At 35.8% G+C, this 17,895-nt stretch carries 12 protein-coding genes; 10 read left to right on the top strand and 2 right to left on the bottom strand.

The features are described from left to right. Positions 1 to 8 precede the first annotated feature (8 nt). From GJV76_RS05235 to GJV76_RS05220, 4 genes are all read left to right on the top strand, one after another. Positions 9 to 3,173: a UvrD-helicase domain-containing protein gene (locus tag GJV76_RS05235; protein WP_155091585.1), complete on the top strand. Its 3,165-nt coding sequence runs from the start codon at positions 9 to 11 to the stop codon at positions 3,171 to 3,173. A gap of 50 nt (positions 3,174 to 3,223) precedes the next feature. After that, a complete protein-coding gene (gene kbl, locus GJV76_RS05230) occupies positions 3,224 to 4,417 on the top strand; it encodes a glycine C-acetyltransferase (RefSeq protein ID WP_155091584.1) in 1,194 nt (397 codons plus the stop codon). A gap of 110 nt (positions 4,418 to 4,527) precedes the next feature. Next, positions 4,528 to 5,919: an OmpA family protein gene (locus tag GJV76_RS05225; protein WP_155091583.1), complete on the top strand. Its 1,392-nt coding sequence runs from the start codon at positions 4,528 to 4,530 to the stop codon at positions 5,917 to 5,919. A 67-nt stretch (positions 5,920 to 5,986) separates the two neighbouring features. Next, positions 5,987 to 8,755 carry a PD-(D/E)XK nuclease family protein gene (locus GJV76_RS05220; protein ID WP_155091582.1) on the top strand — a complete coding sequence of 923 codons (2,769 nt, stop codon included), beginning with the start codon at positions 5,987 to 5,989 and terminating at the stop codon, positions 8,753 to 8,755. Positions 8,756 to 8,769: 14 nt separating this feature from the next. Here GJV76_RS05220 and GJV76_RS05215 read toward each other — a convergent pair whose 3' ends face one another. Further along, positions 8,770 to 9,564, bottom strand: a complete 795-nt coding sequence (locus tag GJV76_RS05215; protein WP_155091581.1) for an alpha/beta fold hydrolase — start codon at positions 9,562 to 9,564, stop codon at positions 8,770 to 8,772. Between the two features lie 158 nt (positions 9,565 to 9,722). Between GJV76_RS05215 and GJV76_RS05210 the strand changes: the two genes are divergently transcribed. The 6 genes from GJV76_RS05210 to GJV76_RS05185 all read left to right on the top strand — a co-directional run bounded on the left by GJV76_RS05210 (position 9,723) and on the right by GJV76_RS05185 (position 16,187). After that, the gene (locus GJV76_RS05210) at positions 9,723 to 10,577 is read left to right on the top strand and encodes a ChaN family lipoprotein (RefSeq protein WP_155091580.1); all 855 of its coding nucleotides are present in this window, start codon (positions 9,723 to 9,725) and stop codon (positions 10,575 to 10,577) included. 182 nt (positions 10,578 to 10,759) lie between these two features. Then, positions 10,760 to 11,584, top strand: a complete 825-nt coding sequence (locus GJV76_RS05205; protein WP_155091579.1) for a succinate dehydrogenase cytochrome b subunit — start codon at positions 10,760 to 10,762, stop codon at positions 11,582 to 11,584. 17 nt (positions 11,585 to 11,601) lie between these two features. Next, a complete protein-coding gene (locus GJV76_RS05200) occupies positions 11,602 to 13,602 on the top strand; it encodes a fumarate reductase/succinate dehydrogenase flavoprotein subunit (RefSeq protein ID WP_155091578.1) in 2,001 nt (666 codons plus the stop codon). Positions 13,603 to 13,653: 51 nt separating this feature from the next. Continuing rightward, positions 13,654 to 14,397 carry a succinate dehydrogenase/fumarate reductase iron-sulfur subunit gene (locus tag GJV76_RS05195; RefSeq protein WP_155091577.1) on the top strand — a complete coding sequence of 248 codons (744 nt, stop codon included), beginning with the start codon at positions 13,654 to 13,656 and terminating at the stop codon, positions 14,395 to 14,397. A 124-nt stretch (positions 14,398 to 14,521) separates the two neighbouring features. Further along, entirely contained in the window at positions 14,522 to 15,373 is an 852-nt protein-coding gene (locus GJV76_RS05190; RefSeq protein WP_155091576.1) for an ion transporter, read from the top strand. 40 nt (positions 15,374 to 15,413) lie between these two features. Continuing rightward, positions 15,414 to 16,187: an amidohydrolase gene (locus GJV76_RS05185; RefSeq protein ID WP_155091575.1), complete on the top strand. Its 774-nt coding sequence runs from the start codon at positions 15,414 to 15,416 to the stop codon at positions 16,185 to 16,187. A 65-nt stretch (positions 16,188 to 16,252) separates the two neighbouring features. Here the strand turns inward: GJV76_RS05185 and GJV76_RS05180 are convergent, their stop codons facing one another. Further along, positions 16,253 to 17,860 (bottom strand): Ig-like domain-containing protein, encoded by a 1,608-nt coding sequence (locus GJV76_RS05180; protein ID WP_155091574.1) that lies wholly within the window; start codon positions 17,858 to 17,860, stop codon positions 16,253 to 16,255. Positions 17,861 to 17,895 lie beyond the last annotated feature (35 nt).

The raw sequence follows: 17,895 nt of genomic DNA, 5'->3' as shown, positions 1-17,895 counted from the left end.
CAATTTCAATGTCTGTAAACCATTCGTTTTCAATATATAATGCCTCAGCAGGTGCAGGTAAAACCCATACCCTTGTCAAAGAATATCTTAAAATTCTATTGCGGGATAGTCAAGTAGACGCTTATAAAAAGATATTGGCGATTACTTTTACGAATAAAGCAGTTGCCGAGATGAAGAATCGTGTTGTTTCGTGTCTTAACGCTTTTTCAAAAGAGGATATTCCCTTGAAATACAAGGGAATGTTCGATCAAATTATTGAGGAAACGGGCCTTACAGAAGATTTTGTGAGAAGTCGTTCAAGTCGTTTAATCAAGAGTATTATTCACAATTTCGCTGCTTTTGATATTTCGACTATCGATAGATTTACTCATAAAGTTATTCGTTCATTTGCATTCGATCTGGGCTTACCTGTCACTTTTGAAGTTTCTTTAGAGTCCGATGAGTTGCTACAAGAGTCAGTTGACGCTGTGATTGCCAAAGCTGGAACGGATAGAGAATTGACAGATTTGTTGATAGATTTTTCTTTAGACAAAGCAGATAATGATAAGAGTTGGGATGTAACAAGGGAGTTAAAAGAGGTTGGGAGCTTGTTGTTAAATGAAAATAACAGGGACGAGATTCGCCTATTCGAAAAGAACACGATAGAAGATTTCGTAAAAGTTCGCGACTATCTAAGACAAGAGATTAAGCATGTGGAAGCTCGCACCAAGGAGATTGGTCAAGAATTGCAGTCAATCATTGAGCAAAAGGGAATAGATGTAAAATCTTTTTCAAGAGGTACTTTTCCAAATCACATTGCGTGTATTGCAAAAGACGAGGTTAAGGCTACACAAAAGAGATATTTTGAATTTGACGATATTGCTATCAATAAGACCGCTAAGGACAAGGAGTTGATTGAAGCACTCATTCCTGATTTTTTAAGGCATTTAGATGAGGTATATAAACTCTATAATCGCAGGGCATTTTGTCAAGCTTTTTTGAAGAACCTTACCCCTTTGTCGCTATTGAATACGCTTAGTATTGAAATGGACAATATCCAAAGTGAGAAGAATATTTTGTCTATTTCACAGTTTAATGCCATTATTCATGAAGAAATTCAGGGGCAACCAGCTCCTTTTATCTACGAAAGATTAGGAGAGCGTTATACTCATTTCTTTATTGATGAATTTCAAGATACTTCCGAAATGCAATGGAAAAACTTAGTTCCACTGATTGATAATGCCTTGGCGGGCGAAGATCATGCAGGAGTAAAAGGAAGCTTGATGATTGTAGGTGATCCCAAACAGTCTATTTATAGATGGAGAGGCGGAAAGGCTGAGCAGTTTATTGCGTTGAGTAAAGATGTGAACCCTTTTTCGAACCCGAGTAAGGCGACTATTCACTTGGATACAAATTACAGAAGTTATGAGGAAGTGATTACTTTTAACAATCACTTTTTTAAATATGTATCACAGTATTTTACAGATGTTGATTACAAAGATTTGTACGAGAATAAGAGTTATCAACATCCCAATAAGAAAAAAGGAGGATACGTTGAAGTTTCGTTCTTGGCAAAGGAAGCTGTGACAGAGGAAGAAGAAACAGTTGAAAAGAACGAACAGTTTGCAAAAGCTACTTTGGAAGCGATTCACAAGGTTTTAGAACAAGGTTTTGAGTTAAAGGATATTGTTATCCTTACGAGAAAGCGCGACCATGGAGTTGTACTTGCCAATTACCTAACGGAGAATGACATTGAGATTTTATCTTCTGATTCTCTATTGATTAATAATGCCAGTGAGGTGAGATTGATTATCAATGTCCTTAAGTACTTGAGGAATTTTAAAGATATTGAATCTAAGACTTTATTGCTGTACTATATTGCAAGTAGGGATCAGTTAGGGGAGAATAAGCACGATTTTATTACTGAAGGGTTAGGTGTTGAAAGCGAAGATCATTTTGAGTTATGGTTAAAGGATCACCAAGTGCCTATATCTTTTCAGTCGTGTAGAGCGAAGTCATTGTACGATGCAGTAGAAGAAATAGTGTATGCTTTTATGCCAGATAAGAGTGCTAATTCATACGTCTTGTATTTTTTGGATTTAGTTTTAGAAAAGAGTTTAAAGAATCAATTCGGTATTAGTGACTTTCTGGATTACTGGGAATCTAATTACCACAAGTTTAGTATTCCGACACCAGAAGGGAAGAACGCTGTACAGATAATGACTATTCACAAGTCGAAAGGGCTGGAATTCCCCGTTGTTATCTTTCCTTTTGCCGAAGAAGACTACAGTAGACCAGGTAGAGATAAATTGTGGGTGGATATTGAGTCCGGATTAGAGGGAGATGTCAATTTTCCCAAAGCTTTAGTGGATTCCAAGAAAGAGGTTGTCGAATATGGAGAGAAAGCTCAGAAACTCTATGAACAAAAAGAGCAGGAGATGTTGTTGGACAATATTAACGTGCTTTATGTTGCATTGACTCGTGCGGAGGAGCAATTATATGTCATTAGTTATAAGCACGTGAACTCTAAGGGTGAGTTTAAGAACAACCTATCTAAGTTCTTTCTGGATTTTCTGGTGCAAGAGGGGATGTATAACGATGCGCAGTTAGTGTATTCATTTGGTGAATGCAAGCGCGTTTCTCAACATGAGCCTAATGAGGTAGATCAATTAAATAGATTGATCCAACCCGTAAAACAAGTTATTAATTTTGACAATACGATAAAGATTGCTCAAAGAGAGGCGTTGATGTGGAACTCTCACAACCAGAAAGCAATTGAATACGGGAATGTCGTGCATGAGATAATGTCTTTCGTAGGAAATGTAACAGAGATAGATAAAGCAATTCAAACAGCATTGGAACAAGGGCTTATATTCGATAGCCAAAAAGATGATTTTAAGAGAATTGTCTCTTTAATTGTTAATCACGAGGAGTTAAAAGATTTTTTTGCGATAGAGAATCAAGTGTTCAATGAAAGAGCTATTATTAGTAACCTTCGTCGAAATATTATACCTGATAGAGTTGTTATTCGCGAGAATAAGGCAATGGTTTTAGATTACAAAACGGGTAAAGAAGTAGAAAAATACAAGCAACAGGTTTTGCAATACGCTACAGCGCTAAGTGAGATTGGGTATGAAGTAGTTAAAAAAGTATTGTTATACACAGGAGATGATTTAAATATAATACATTTGTAGTTAAAGGAAAAGTCATTAAAAACAAACAACACTAATTAAATAATTTTAGTATGTACGGAAAGATTAAAGAATATTTACAAAAGGAGTTGTCTTCAATTGAAGAAAATGGTCTGTTTAAAAAAGAGCGCATAATAACATCTCCTCAAGGAGCAGAAATCACAGTTTCAAGTGGTGATAGAGTTTTGAATTTTTGTGCGAATAATTATTTAGGATTATCATCTCATCCAGAAGTAGTGCAGGCTGCTAAGGATACTTTGGATACACACGGCTTTGGGATGTCTTCTGTTCGCTTTATTTGTGGAACGCAAGATATACACAAGAAGTTAGAAGCAACTATTGCTGATTTCTATGGTACAGAAGATACTATTTTATACGCTGCTGCATTTGATGCTAATGGCGGAGTGTTTGAACCATTATTAGGAGCAGAAGATGCAATTATATCAGATAGTTTGAATCACGCTTCAATTATTGATGGTGTGCGTCTATGTAAAGCAGCGAGATACCGCTATGAGAATAATAATATGGAAGCATTAGAAGCTGAGTTAATAAAAGCAAACGAGGCAGGTCACCGCTTTAAGATTATTGTTACGGATGGTGTGTTTTCAATGGATGGATTAGTTGCACCATTAGATAAAATATGTGATTTAGCTGATAAGTATGACGCTTTGGTTATGGTAGATGAGTGTCATGCTGCTGGATTTATTGGAGCGACAGGAAAAGGTACATTAGAAGCTAAGAATGTAATGGGTAGAGTTGATATCATCACGGGTACTTTAGGTAAAGCATTAGGAGGTGCGATGGGTGGATATACAACAGGTAAGAAAGAAATAATTGAATTGTTGAGACAACGTTCTCGTCCTTATTTATTCTCAAACTCTTTGGCTCCTATGATTGTAGGTGCATCGATTAAAGTGTTTGAATTATTGAAGAAAGACACTAAGTTAAGAGATCAATTAGAGTGGAATACGAATTATTTTAAAGATGGAATGAAAAAAGCAGGGTTTGATATTATCGACGGAGATTCTGCAATTGTTCCAGTTATGCTGTATGATGCTAAGTTGTCTCAAGACATGGCAGATCGCCTATTGGAGAAGGGAGTATATGTTACAGGATTCTTCTATCCAGTGGTGCCACAGGGGAAAGCGAGAATTAGAGTTCAGTTGTCTGCTGCACACACAAAAGAGCATTTAGATAAAGCAATTCAGGCTTTTACAGAGGTAGGAAAGGAATTGAAAGTAATTTAGTTTGTAAAATTTAAGGCTTTCAAAGTGTGATTATTAACTAAATTTTTTGAAATATTCAATAATAGTCTTATTTTTGGAGCTTATTACGATAAAAGTAAAAATAAAAAGTTATGAAACATCTCAACAAATTGTTTGCAGCTGCTATACTTTGTGCGGGTATTTCTGCTCAAGCTCAAGATGCTGACCATCCTTGGTCTGTAGCTGTTGGAGCTAACGCGGTTAATACTAAAGTTAGTGCTGCTAAAGGTTTCTCTCACAGAATGGGGGGTTATTTCCAAACAGGAGATTACAATATCCTACCTTCAGTATCGTACTTAAATGTATCTAGATACTTAGGTGATGGATTCTCTTTTGGAGTTGTTGGATCTGTAAACAAGATCGACAAATTCATTAGTGATGAAGCAGAAGGGTATTTCAAATACAATCCTGGTGATTTAACTTACTACGGAATTGATGCAGAAATCAAATATAGCTTCAAAGAGCTATTGAAAACTAAAGTAGTTGACCCATTCATCTTAGTTGGTGGAGGTTATACTTTTATGGGTGACGCAAGTGCTGGTACAGTGAACGGAGGTTTAGGATTTAACTTCTGGTTTACTAAAAACATCGCTTTAACAGTACAGTCTACTTATAAGCATTCATTTGACGATACAAGAATCCCAGATGTTGATGTGGCTTCTCACATGCAACACTTTGCAGGTATCCGTTTCCAATTTGGAGGAAAAGATACTGACGGAGATGGAATCTTAGACAAGTATGATGAGTGTCCAGATGTTCCAGGATTACCAGAATTCAACGGATGTCCTGATACAGACGGAGATGGTATTCCAGATCATTTAGATGAGTGTCCAGATGTTCCAGGATTACCAGAATTCAACGGATGTCCTGATACAGACGGAGATGGAATCCCTGATCCAAAAGATGAGTGTCCAGAAGTTCCTGGTTTACCAGAATTCAACGGATGTCCTGATACTGACGGAGACGGAGTGCCAGATCATTTAGATGAGTGTCCAGAAGTTCCTGGTCCAAAAGAAAACAAAGGTTGTCCATGGCCAGATAGAGACGGAGACGGAGTGCCAGATCACTTAGATCAATGTCCTGATGTTCCTGGAACAGTAGAAAACAACGGATGTCCAGAAATCAAAGAAGAGCAAGTTAAACAACTTAACGAGTACGGAAAAACTATCTTGTTCAACACAGGTAAGTATACTTTCCAACAACCTTCTTACGCTGTTCTTGACAACATCGTTAAAATCATGAAAGAGTACCCAACAGCTAAATTCCACATTGCTGGATATACTGATAGTACAGGATCTGATAGAGTTAACGTTCCATTATCTGACAACAGAGCAAACGCTGTTAAAGTTTATTTAATTGAGCAAGGAGTTGATTCAGCTCGTTTAACTTCTAAAGGATACGGATCTGCTGACCCAATCGCTTCTAACAAAACTGTTAAAGGTCGTGAGTTAAACAGACGTGTTGAAATCCAATTAGTAAAATAATTGTATTTACATATATAAAAGAAAACGCTTCGAGTAATCGAAGCGTTTTTTTTATACCTTTATTTTTATGAATTCGAATACTTTCTTACATAAACTAAGTGCACAGATTAAACAGGATTTTCCTGATAATATGAATGATTTAGTGGTTGTGTTGCCCAATCGCCGTGCTAAGATTTTTTTGTTAGAGTCCTTAAAGGGCTTTTATTCTCAAACTGTTTTTGCTCCTGAAATAATTAGTGTAGAGGAGTTAATTCAAGATATTTCTGGCATACGTGCCATTGATTCAATTGAATTGGTCTTTGAATTTTTTGCTGTTTATAAGGAGTTACATCCTAACGACGCTCAAGAGTATGATTACTTTGCAAACTGGGCGAATATGTTGTTGCAGGATTTCAATGAGATTGATCGTTATCTATTGAATCCCGATCACGTTTTTTCATACTTGAAGGATATTGAGGATATCAAGCACTGGTCTTTGGATCCAGAGAAACGCACTCCGTTGATTGAAAAGTACTTGGAGTTTTGGCGTGTGATGCCTTTGTATTATAAGGAACTTTATCAGCGTTTGTTGAGTAAGAAGATTGGTTATCAAGGATTGGTATATCGGGAAGCAGTTGCACATAAGGAGCTCTTTTTGAAGGATTTAAATAAGACTTTCTTTTTTGCTGGATTTAATGCGTTGAACGCAGCAGAGGAGATAATCTTTCAGTATTTTTTAGGTGAGGGAAAAGCAAAAGTCTTCTGGGATTTAGATCAGCAGTTCTTACACGATCCTTATCACGATGCTGGTCTGTTTTTGAGAAAGATCAAGTCGAAGTGGAAATATTATCAAATGCATCCCTTTGAGTGGATTGTAGATGAGTTTGGTAAAGAGAAGAATATTACCGTGATACAGACTCCTAAGAGTGTGGGTCAGGCAAAGATTACTGGACAGATTATCGATTCTTTATTGGAGCAGAATAGTGGAACGCGATTAGATAGAGTTGCGGTTGTATTGGGAGAAGAGAACCTACTCTTGCCTGTGTTGCACAGTTTACCCGATGCTGTATCAAGTTTGAATATCACGATGGGGTATAGCGGTAATAGCAATCCCGTTCAAATACTGTTAAATAAGATTTTTAAAATGCATCTAGCAGCAATTAAACGCAGTGAGAAGCGATATACCTTGTATTATAAAGAAATGTTAGATGTGCTTAGTAATCCTGTAGTTACGCAAATAATTATGGGAGACTCTATCGCAAAGGAGATTAGCAGTAGAAACCTTACTTTCTTTAATATGGATCGCTTTCAAAGTTGGATTGATGAGATAGATTTTCCGTTGAGAAAACTCCTTTTTTCACCTTGGAGAGGTCTTACTGCTGTAGAGGTTCTTCAGCGACTAATCGAGGTGGTTTTGGAGATTAAAGCTAACCTAAATGACGAGGAGAAAAGCGAGCGTTTAAGCAAGACATTCTTGTATGCTGCTTATCAGATGTTAATGCGTTTAGTTTCATATTGTGAGAAGTATAGTTTTATTCAGAGTTTTGACACACTTTACGCCTTGTATAAGCAAATAATGGATATGGCTGAAGTTTCTTTTGAGGGAGAGCCACTTGAAGGATTGCAAATAATGGGAGTTTTGGAAAGCCGTGTTTTGGATTTTGATACGGTGATTGTGACTTCAGTGAATGAAGGTAAGTTTCCTGCCGGAAAATCTCAGAACTCCTTTATTCCTTATGATGTTAAGTATGAACTTGGATTACCAACATATAAAGAGAAAGATGCTATTTATAGTTATCACTTTTACCATTTGCTGCTTAGAGCTAAAAATGTTTACCTGCTTTATAATTCTCAATCAGAAGGAATGGATGCAGGAGAAAAGAGTAGATTCTTAACTCAGTTGGAAATTGAGCATTGTGCAAATCACCATGTAGAGTATATTACTTATTCTGCAGATTTACCAGATAAAGCTTATGAGCCTATTGAGATTCCAAAGTCTGTCTTGCTTCAAGAAAGACTAAGGGAAATTGCTGTAGGTAAGGGGTTTTCACCTTCTGCTTTAGCTAATTATTTGCGCAACCCAATCCAGTTCTATATGCAAAGGGTTTTGGGTATTCGCGAAGTAGAAGAAGTAGAGGAAAGCGTTGCGTTAAATACTTTGGGAACTATTATTCACAATTCATTGGAGAACTTATACAAGCCTTACAGAGGGGAGTTGTTGTCTGTTGATATCATTAAAAAGTTGCTGAGTATTGCTGATCAGGAGGTACAGGACCAATTTGAAAAAGAGTATAATGAAGAAAAAGAAAAGAAAGGAAAGAACCTACTTGCATTCGAGGTAGCAAAACGCAATGTGTATCACTTCTTGAATCAGGAGATTGAGAGTTTGAAAAAAGGTGATGAGATTAGGCTACTTGAGTTGGAGACCAAGCTTGAGGCAACTATAGAAGATGACCGATTGCCTTACCCGGTTAATCTTTTTGGCTATGTGGATCGCATTGAACAGCGCAATGGGGTTGTTCGCGTCATTGACTATAAGAGTGGGAAGGTTGAGTCGACTAATGTAAGATTAAGTCAATGGGATGGTTTCGCATTAGAGCTAAAGAACGATAAGATTATCCAATTGTTGAGTTATGCTTTAATGTATGGTAAGAATGGAATTACTGAGCCGTTTGAGGCGGGTATATACTCTTTCAAGAACAGAAGAGAAGGTTTCTTGTTTTTCGGATTTAAAGAGGGGAGAGAGGTGGATTGTCGAATTACGCAAGAAACGTTGGATTATTTTAAAGAAGAATTAGTTGGTTTGTTGCTTGAGATATTAAGTGTAGACAAGAACTTTATTGAAGAGTTGAAATAGAAAAAGCAGAGTATTTACTCTGCTTTTTTGTTTATGAAAGTATCTAAACTCTGTAGTAATAGTTCTTTACTGTCTATGTGTAACATGTGACCGCCTTTAATTATGCTGTGCTCTATGGTGGTTCCTTGTAGTTGTTGTAATGTATTTTCAAGGGGCATGACGGTATCATATTCTCCAAAGATCATATTGATGGTATAAGGAGCAAAATGCAAGAGAACTTCTCTGTCAGTTCTCTCTTTCATACCTTCTAAGGCTGCAATGACTCCTTGGACCGGTAGTTGTAGTGCTTGTATTATAGCATTGTCAATTTCAGTGTGGTGGTTTATTCTGTTTTCGTCTGTGAAAAGATTGCTTAAAGCCATTTTAATAAAAGTTGCACTGTTTTTTTTGATAATGCTTATGGAGCGATCTCTGTTAGCTTTTCTTTCTGCACTATCAGCAGCTGAAGTAGAAGCGACTAAGATTATTTTGTTTACAATATCAGGATAAAGCTCACCAAAGGCGAGAGCCACGTATCCGCCCATGCTATGCCCTACTATTGTTAAGTTTTCTAATTGATTTTCTTGAACAATTGCGTACACCGCGTCTGCCATATCTTCCATGGAATGGATGTATCCAAGGCATTCAGATTGACCATGTCCCAGTAAATCTACAGAAAATACCTGGTGTGTTCTTGAAAAGTGTTTTGTAAAGTATTCCCACATATTCGCTGTGGCAAGAAATCCATGTAAGAAGATTATCGGTTCGCCTTGTCCTTGTTCGCAATAGGAAAGTGCAATGTTTTTATATGTTAGTGATTTGTGGATCATTCTTGTTCTTTTAGCGTTGCAAAAGTAGGAAGTCTATCTGTATATTGAAATAGTATGGCCTTTTATAGGTTGTTAATTGTTTTAATTTAATTATCTATATTGAGTCTAAATTACTCTAAAGCATATATATTTGTTATTCACAATTTAATAGAATTACAATGAAGAGATTATTGGGGTTAATTGTTTTGATTTGCAATATTAGTTTTGCGCAATCAGGACAGCCATATCAGATCTATAACGCAAAAGGAAAAAAAGTAACTTATAAGAAGATGATTAGAACACTGGCAAAACAAGATGTTGTTTTGTTTGGTGAGTTTCACAACAACTCTTTAGGGCATTGGCTTCAACTGAAAGTAACAGAGGATTTAGGTAGCAAGCGTCAACTAGTCTTAGGTGCAGAAATGTTTGAGGCAGATAATCAAGTTGGTGTGAGTAATTATGTTTCAGGAAAGATTGATGAGAGTAAGTTTAAAGAAGATGTGCGATTGTGGAATAATTATGTGACTGATTACAAGCCTTTGATTGAGTATGCAAAAGCGAATCAATTAAACTTTGTCGCCACTAATGTACCTCGTAGGTATGCGAGTATTGTATTTAAGCAAGGAGTTGAGGCATTAGATACATTAAGTTTGGTGGATAAATCTTGGATAGCCCCTTTGCCATTTCCTTACGATAGTGAGTTACCTGGGTATAAAAAGATGATGAGTATGTTTGACGATAAAGACCATGCAAACGATAACTTCCCAAAAGCACAAGCGATTAAAGATGCTACCATGGGGTACTTTATCAGTCAGAATTTGTTGGACTCTAAGTTGTTTGTGCATTATAATGGTTCTTTCCACAGCGACTATTTTGACGGTATTTATTGGTATATCAATAAATATTCACCAGGTAAGAGAATAAATACAATCACGATGGTAGAAAGTGATAATGTGGGGGATTTTGAAAATGATAATTTAGACAGGGCTAACTTTATCATTGTTATCGATACGAATATTTTAAAGTCATTTTAACTATTCTGCTAATAAAATAATTTAATATCTTAAAATCATTTTAGTTTGGTTTGAATTTGCCAAATTAGAGTGATTTTTTGTTTGTTTAAACTCAGTATAAATAGAGTGTTGCTCATTGTGCATAACGTTAATAAGCTGTATTTTTGAGAGATTTTTTCAAGAAAAACAATTAAAATTACATTATGGCAAAATCTGCACTTTTAAAGTCGTCCTTAGCTAAGAAATATTGGATGGCTCTTACAGGGTTATTTTTATGCTTGTTTTTGGTTGGTCACTTGGCGGGAAACCTTCAATTGATATTTGGTGATGCTTCTGCATTTAACGAGTATGCATTATTCATGACAACTAATCCAGCAGTAAAAGTATTATCTTACGTTACTTATATATCAATCCTATTCCACGCGATTGATGGTATTGTTTTAACTATTCAAAACAAAAAAGCACGTCCAATTGGATATGCAAAAAACAACGCTGCTGCTAATAGCTCATTTTCTTCAAGAAACATGGCTGTATTAGGAACTTTATTGTTAGTGTTTATTGTTACTCACATGGTTAACTTCTGGGCTAAAATGCATTTCACTCAAATGCCTTTGCAAACTATAGAAGTGAAAATGGAAGGACAAAAGCCTTTAATTGTTTATAAAACAGTGCAAGAACAATATATTCCTGTAGAAGCTGTAGATAGAGGGCAAGTTGAATTGAAGGGAACGAAGTTCTATCAATTTGGTACTGATTTGAAAGTAGCTGATGGATACAAAGATTTACATAAGATAACTATTGAGTTCTTTAAAGATCCAAGTTATGGAATATTCTATACGATAGGATATGTATTAGCAATGATTGTTCTTGGATTCCACTTATCACATGGTTTTGCAAGTGCATTCCAGTCTTTAGGAATCAACAATCCAAGATACAACGGAGTAGTTAAGGGAATCGGGTATTTATTTGCTTATTTAGTACCTGCATTATTTGCTATCATTCCTTTGTATATATATTTTATTAAATAGTCCTAAAGAAATTGATTATGAAATTAGATTCTAAAATACCTAATGGACCACTTGATAAAAAATGGTCTGATTATAAAAATCATATTAAATTAGTTAACCCAGCAAACAAACGTAATATTGATGTTATCGTTGTTGGAACTGGATTAGCTGGTGGTTCAGCTGCTGCTACATTAGCTGAATTAGGTTATAATGTAAAAGCTTTTTGTTACCAAGATTCACCTCGTCGTGCGCACTCTATTGCTGCTCAAGGGGGGATTAACGCATCAAAAAACTACCAAGGAGATGGTGACTCAGTTTACAGATTATTCTATGATACTGTAAAAGGTGGAGATTACCGTGCTCGTGAAGCAAACGTTTACCGTTTAGCTGAAGTTTCAGAAAATATTATTGACCAATGTGTTGCTCAAGGTGTACCTTTTGCACGTGAGTACGGAGGTCTTTTAGATAATCGTTCTTTTGGTGGGGTACAAGTATCACGTACTTTCTACGCTAAAGGACAAACAGGACAACAGTTGTTGTTAGGAGCATACTCTGCAATGAACCGTCAAATTGGACGTGGAAAAATCAAAATGTACAATCGTCATGAAATGTTAGATATTGTACTTGTTGATGGTAAAGCAAGAGGAATTATTGCTCGTAATTTAATCAACGGAGAGATTGAACGTCATTCTGCACACGCTGTAGTAATTTGTACAGGTGGATATGGAAACGTTTTCTTCTTGTCTACAAACGCAATGGGTTCTAACGTTACTGCTGCTTGGAAAGCACACAAACGTGGAGCATATTTTGCTAACCCATGTTATACGCAAATTCACCCAACTTGTATTCCTGTTACTGGTGACCACCAATCAAAACTAACTTTGATGTCTGAGTCATTGCGTAATGATGGACGTATTTGGGTTCCTAAGAAAATGGAAGATGCGATTGCGATTAGAGAAGGTAAATTAAAACCAACTCAGATTGCTGAAGAAGATAGAGATTACTACTTAGAAAGAAGATATCCATCATTCGGTAACTTAGTACCTCGTGACGTTGCGTCTCGTGCTGCTAAGGAAAGATGTGATGCTGGGTATGGTGTAAACTCAACTGGTGAAGCTGTTTATTTAGATTTCGCTTCTGCTATTGAGCGTTATGGTAAAGAGCAAGCTCGTATCCAACACTTAGATGAAAATGATGCTAAGTTAGTTTACAAATTAGGTAAAGACGTTGTAGAGAATAAATATGGTAACTTATTCCAAATGTATGAGAAGATCGTAGATGAGGATCCATATACTACTCCAATGATGATTTATCCTGCTGTTCACTATACAATGGGTGGATTATGGGTGGATTACAACTTAATGTCTACTATTGAAGGATGTTATATCTTAGGTGAGGCAAACTTCTCTGACCACGGAGCAAACCGTTTAGGAGCTTCTGCATTAATGCAAGGTTTGGCTGACGGTTACTTTGTACTTCCTTATACTATCGGAGATTATTTAGCTAATGACATCCGTACAGGAGCTATTCCAACAGATTTACCAGAATTTGCTGCTGCTGAAAAGAATGTACGCGACATTATTGATCATTTAATGAACAATAAAGGAACGCATTCAGTAGACCACTTCCACAAGAAATTAGGTAAGATTATGTGGGATAAAGTTGGTATGGCTCGTAATGCTAAAGGTTTAACTGAAGCAATGGACGAGATCGCTGAATTGAGAGAAGATTTCTACAAAAATGTGAAAGTTTCAGGTACTGCAGAAAGTTTTAACCAAGAGTTAGAGAAAGCTTTAAGAGTAGCTGACTTCTTAGAATTAGGTGAATTATTCGCTAAAGATGCTTTACACCGTGAAGAGTCTTGTGGAGGTCACTTCCGTGAAGAACACCAAACTGAGGATGGAGAAGCAAAACGTGATGATGAAAACTTTGCGTATGTTGCTGCTTGGGAATACAAAGGTAACCCAAGAGAAGCTGTTCTTCATAAAGAAGACTTAGTTTATGAAAACATTAAATTGGTAACTCGTAGTTATAAATAATATTGAGATTAAGATCTTCGGATCTTATCTTATTGTAAAAATTCGATGCAAATGAATCTTACACTAAAAATATGGCGTCAAAAAAACGCTAAAGAAAAAGGACAAATGGTTGATTACAAAATCAGCAATGTTTCTCCTGATATGTCTTTCTTAGAAATGCTTGATGTATTAAACAACGAGTTAATCGAGAAAGGTGATGATCCTGTAGCTTTCGACCATGACTGTCGTGAAGGTATTTGTGGTATGTGTTCTTTATTTATTAATGGTGAAGCACATGGACCAGATAGAGGAATCACTACTTGTCAGTTACACATGAGAATGTTCAAAGATGGTGATACTATTTATATCGAGCCATTTAGAGCTAAAGCTTTCCCTGTGATTAAAGACTTAGTAGTTGACCGTACTGCTTTTGATAAAATTCAACACGCAGGTGGTTTCGTATCTGTAAATACATCAGGTAATACACAAGATGCAAATGCTATACCTATTCCTAAACACGATGCAGACCGTGCATTTGATGCTGCTACTTGTATTGGGTGTGGGGCATGTGTAGCTACTTGTAAAAACTCATCAGCTATGTTATTCGTATCTGCAAAAGTTTCTCAGTTTGCTTTGTTACCACAAGGTAAAGTAGAGGCTGCTGAACGCGTGTTAAACATGGTGAATGAAATGGATGCTCTTGGATTTGGTAACTGTACGAATACAGGTGCTTGTGAAGTAGAATGTCCTAAGGGAATCTCTTTAGAGAACATCGCTCGTATGAACAGAGAGTACTTAAAAGCAAGTTTGAAATAACATTGTTTTTCCAAACATAAATTGAAAGCAGATATAGAAATATATCTGCTTTTTTTATGTTTTTATTTTAATTGTAAAAAATGAGATGATTTATTTTTGCATTTTATTTTTTACAATTTAATTTATGAAAGCTACAAAGTACATGGCTTTTAAGTATAAGGTATATGATGTATTAAACAATGATTCTACGACAATAGGTAGTAAGGTTGTTCAAGGTGCTATCATTATTTTAATCTTGATCAATGCTCTTTCTTTAATATTTGAATCTATACCTGAAGTGAAAGAGGATTATGCCAGTTTTTTTTATTACTTCAATTTATTCTCTGTTATATTTTTTTCTGTTGAATATTTCTTGAGAATGTGGTCGATAACTTGCGATCCTCGTTTTAATAAGCCTTTGTTGGGTAGGGTTAAGTATGCGTTCACTTCGATGCAATTAATAGATTTGTTGGCTATACTTCCTTTTTATTTATCCTTCGTGCATTTTGACCTACGTGTAATTCGTTTGATGCGGGTTTTTAGACTCCTAAGGGTGTTTAAAATTACAAAGTATGTTTCTGCCTTATCTATCGTGGTAAATGTCTTTAAACGCAAAGCAAGTGAGTTAGCGATAGCTGCTTTCATGCTTGTCTTTTTGTTGTTGATAGCTTCTACAGCTATTTATTATGCTGAGAACCCTTTCCAGCCAAACGCATTTTCGAGTATTCCTGATTCTATGTGGTGGTCTGTTATTACTATTTGTACGGTGGGATATGGCGATATATATCCCATTACAATCTTTGGAAAGTTGATTGGTGGTGTGTTAGCTGTGATCGGTATTGGTTTTTTCGCCCTGCCGACAGGTATTATATCTTCTGGTTTTGCAGAGGAACTTGCCGAGCGTAAAGAGAAGAAGAGAAAGGATGAGTTTAATACGCATGGCTGTGATCCTGAAGTAACTTGCCCTTGTTGTGGAAACAGCATGAAAGCGAAGTAAGATTTATTATGCTTATTTTTGGAGTTCTAATAGGTATTTTATGAAAGTAGCAGTGTTACAATCTCCATTGGCTTGGGAAAATGTAGAGGAGAATAAAAAACAATTTATTAAGCAGTTAAATGAGATTCAGCAAGACGTTGACTTAGTTGTTTTACCTGAGATGTTTACATCAGGTTTTACTATGCAGCCAGAACGCGTGTATATGACAATGGAGGATGAGTTCTTAGCTCATCTAACAGAGATTGCCAATCAAAAGAATATGGCAATCATTGGAAGTGTAGTCATAAAGGAGAATCAGCAATTCTTCAATCGATTGCTTTTCATTGAACCAAGTAAAGAGTTACATTATTACGACAAACGACACTTGTTTTCACTGGCAGGTGAGGAGAAGGTTTACACAGCAGGACAGAATCGCATTATTGTTAACTACAAAGGTTGGAGAATTTGTCCTTTAGTATGTTATGATTTGAGATTCCCTGTATTCGCTCGAAATAGTAAAGCAGAATACGATTTGTTGATTTATGTGGCAAGTTGGCCTGATCAACGCATTTATGCATGGGATACTATTATCAAGGCAAGAGCAATTGAGAATATGAGTTATGTAATAGGTGTTAACCGTTGTGGCAGTGATGAGAATAACAACGTTTATTCAGGGCATTCACAGGTGATTGATTATATGGGTAAGTATTTAATCGAGCCTCTTGTTGGTCAACAAGTAGCAACTGTTAGTTTAGACTTAGGTTTACAGAACAAAGCAAGAGATCGGTTTGGGTTTCTTAGAGATGCTGATCAATTTACAATAGACCTAAAGTGATTTTAGAACATTCATAATGTAATTTATAGAAAAAAAATAGCCTCAATCTAATTGAGGCTATTTTTTTATTGAAAATTGATATCTTGTTGTATATCCCAATTGGCTCTTACATCAATAGCCTCAGGGAAGTAGATTGTTTCTTCGGGTTGTCTTTTGTCCCAATAGTATCCTGAATCCCACTTGCCATTTTTATTATCATCGTATATTACTCGGATATAGTATTTTTTCGGTTGTAGTAAAAGGAACTCAATATCGGTCTTTTCTTCGCTATATTGACTTGCTACAAGTTGCTCTCTCTCATCCAATAACTCTATTATGATTGGGAATCTCTTTATCCCTGTAAAGTTTAAGAATAGATTACCGTAATCTGTATGAGGATTTGTTTTTACGGTGTAATTTAATGTATCATTAGATGTCCCAAAAAAGTCAGTAAGGGCTTTTGGCATTAAATTAATATAGTAATTGCCATTTTCCTCTTTCTCAAACTTAAGTAAGATATCATGTTGCATTTTCTTATTCTCAATAGAGAAGGGAATTGCTACAGAATCTTTGTTTAAAACGGTGATCAACTCCTTGTTAATTGACTCCACAGGTGTAGAGGTATTTAATTTGAAGTCATTGATGTAATGCAAGACACTATTTGTCCCAGTGATAGCTAAAGAGTCTATTTCTTTTACCTTTGCTCTTGGTTTGACTGTAAAGGTTTTGTCATAATCTCCTTTTACAACTTTTACGTGTAGAGAATCCGCAATGACTTGAGGGAACCACACTTGTAGAGAATCTTTTTGCGGTAATTGAGTATAGGTACTCTTGATGATACTATCGTTTTTTGATACGGTTAGTTCCGCATCTTTTATATCTCCAAAATAGGGTAGATACCACTTGTTTTGCGATATTTGAGAAGGTCTATTAACCTCTAAATTTTCCTGTGATTTAAATAAGACAAGATTATAAGTCTGATCGGTTGGTATAGTAATCGAATCTTTGACAAAAGCGATTTTATCTTGTTTTGGGTCAAATTTATAATTGTTGTTCTTGTCTTTTAACGCTATAAGATAGTACGTTCCTTCTTTGATATTCTCAATTGTAAAATCAGTTAAACTATCTAAAGTATTAGTGACATAAAGTGGTTTTTGCTTGTAAACAGTAGAGTCTGTAAAAGTTCGTGCATCATAAAGCATGACATTGACAAAATTGTCTGCTTTTAATTGATTAGCACTTGATATTTTTCCACTTAGTTTTAAAGAATCGATAAAATCTCCTGTAGAGAATATATACTTAAATTGTTTTAAGATATTGCCTTCGTTATTATCTACAATAGCATCGCCAAAGTTAAAACTGTATGTCGTATTTTCCTTTAGAGTGTCTCGCAATTTAATCGTGATCACTCGTTTGGCATTTCCCATAGGTGTTACCTCTGGATCATTTTCCATAGGTGGTGAAATAATCAAGTTTTGATTTAACTTATTTACTTTGATAAACTCATCAAAATCAATAGTTATTAGATCTCCTTTGAAGTTTGTAGTAAAGTTCTTAGGAGTACTTTTTAGTACTACTGGAGGAATGGTATCTTGAGGACCACCAGTTATATAACCGCGCTTCGCACAGTTAGTCAAACTAACTACGCATAGTACAAGTAAACATGTGATAAAATATATTCGAAACTTCGACATAACTCTATTTTAAAAAGCAAATTAACGATTATATT

The organism is Myroides albus (genome assembly GCF_009711045.1).
Classification (GTDB): Bacteria; Bacteroidota; Bacteroidia; order Flavobacteriales; family Flavobacteriaceae; genus Flavobacterium; species Flavobacterium album_A.
The sequence above is the reverse complement of the archived record's forward strand: the minus strand, read 5'-3'. Positions and strand labels throughout refer to the sequence as shown.